Source organism: Streptomyces sp. NPDC055287, assembly GCF_053646035.1.
The window spans coordinates 1-1,376 of sequence record NZ_JBSHNE010000134.1 but is presented as its reverse complement, the minus strand read 5'-3'; the positions used below and the strand labels follow the sequence as shown (position 1 = coordinate 1,376).

Below are 1,376 nucleotides of genomic sequence, written 5' to 3'. Positions count from 1 at the left end.
CTAGGGCCTGTTTCAGAAGTGGATCAAGGTCTGGGATGATCTTGTTTCGTGGCTCGGGGAGATCTGACAGACGCACAGTGGGCAGTGCTGGAACCGTTGTTGCCGATAGGCATCAAGCCTGGTAGGCCACCGGTTCACAGCAAGCGGCAGCTGATCGACGGGATACGGTTCCGCACACGGGCTGGCGTCCCGTGGCGAGACCTGCCCGTGCAGTACGGGCCGTGGGAGACGGTGTACGGGCTCTTCCGCCGCTGGCAGCGGGACGGCACGTGGCACCGGATCTTCGAGCAGCTCCAGGCGCGCGCCGATGCGAGGGGGCTGATCTCCTGGGACATCTCGGTGGACTCCACGATCGCTCGCGCCCACCAGCACGCGGCCGGCGCCCGCAAAAAGGGGATCTGCAGGTCGAGCCGCCCGGCGGTGTGTTCACCGAGCCCGACGACCACGGCCTCGGGCGCTCACGCGGCGGACTGACGACCAAGATCCACCTCGCAGTCGAGCAAGCCCAGAAGCCGATGTCCCTGGTGATCACGGCCGGACAACGCGGTGACTCCCCGCAGTTCCAGGTCGTCCTGGGCCGCATCAGGGTTCTCCGGCTCGGCCCGGGACGACCGCGCACCCGCCCGAACAGGGTCCGCGCCGACAAGGCGTACGGCTCCCGCGCTAATCGCGACTACCTGCGCCGACGCGGCATCCGCTGCACCATCCCGCAGAAGCGCGACCAGATCGCCAACCGCAAGAAGCGCGGCTCCCTCGGCGGACGGCCCCCGAAGTTCGACAAGGAGGACTACAAAGAGCGCCACGCGGTGGAGTGCGGGATCAATCGCCTCAAGCGCCACCGCGCAGTGGCCACCAGGTATGACAAGCTCGCCGTCCGCTACGAAGCCACAGTGCTGATCGCGGCCATCAACGAGTGGCTGTGACCAGCACTTTCGGGAGTCAGTCGAGGATGGCGTCAAGCTCCACTTCAACGAGCCATTCGGGATCGATGAAGCGTGAGACCTCAACGAAGGTGCAGGCCGGACGGACAGACGCGAACCGCTCCCCGTGCGCTCGCGCGGCTTCTTTCCAACGAGTCACGTCGGTGAGCATGATGCGGGTCCGCACGACGTCCTCCAGTGACGCCCCCGTTGCCTTCAGTGCGGCGTCTGCGATGTCCAGACACCTGACAGTCTGGGCATAGACGTCGCCTCGCCCCACGGTCGTCCCGTCGTCCCCGATGGGAGCAGTCCCAGCGACTGCGACGTGCACCCCTTTGCGGATTGCCCGGGAAAAACCGATTTGGGGTTCGAGTGGCGAGCCAGAACTGACTATCTGCCGAACATGATCCATCGCACCATGCTCCCAGATCACCGCACTTTCGAAACACGCCCTAG

2 protein-coding genes are annotated in these 1,376 nt (G+C 65.6%); one reads left to right on the top strand and one right to left on the bottom strand.

Annotated features, from left to right (window positions below; genetic code table 11):
- Positions 1–48 precede the first annotated feature (48 nt).
- A protein-coding gene (locus ACWIHY_RS40355; RefSeq protein WP_454381748.1) for an IS5 family transposase occupies positions 49–923 on the top strand; the annotation gives its coding sequence in 2 pieces (ribosomal slippage) (positions 49–438 and positions 441–923; 873 coding nt in all).
- A gap of 16 nt (positions 924–939) precedes the next feature.
- On the opposite strand, the gene ACWIHY_RS40350 is transcribed toward ACWIHY_RS40355, so the two are convergent.
- Positions 940–1,376, bottom strand: a 437-nt coding sequence (locus ACWIHY_RS40350; RefSeq protein WP_454381746.1) for a RidA family protein, incomplete at its 5' end; no start/stop codon positions are given.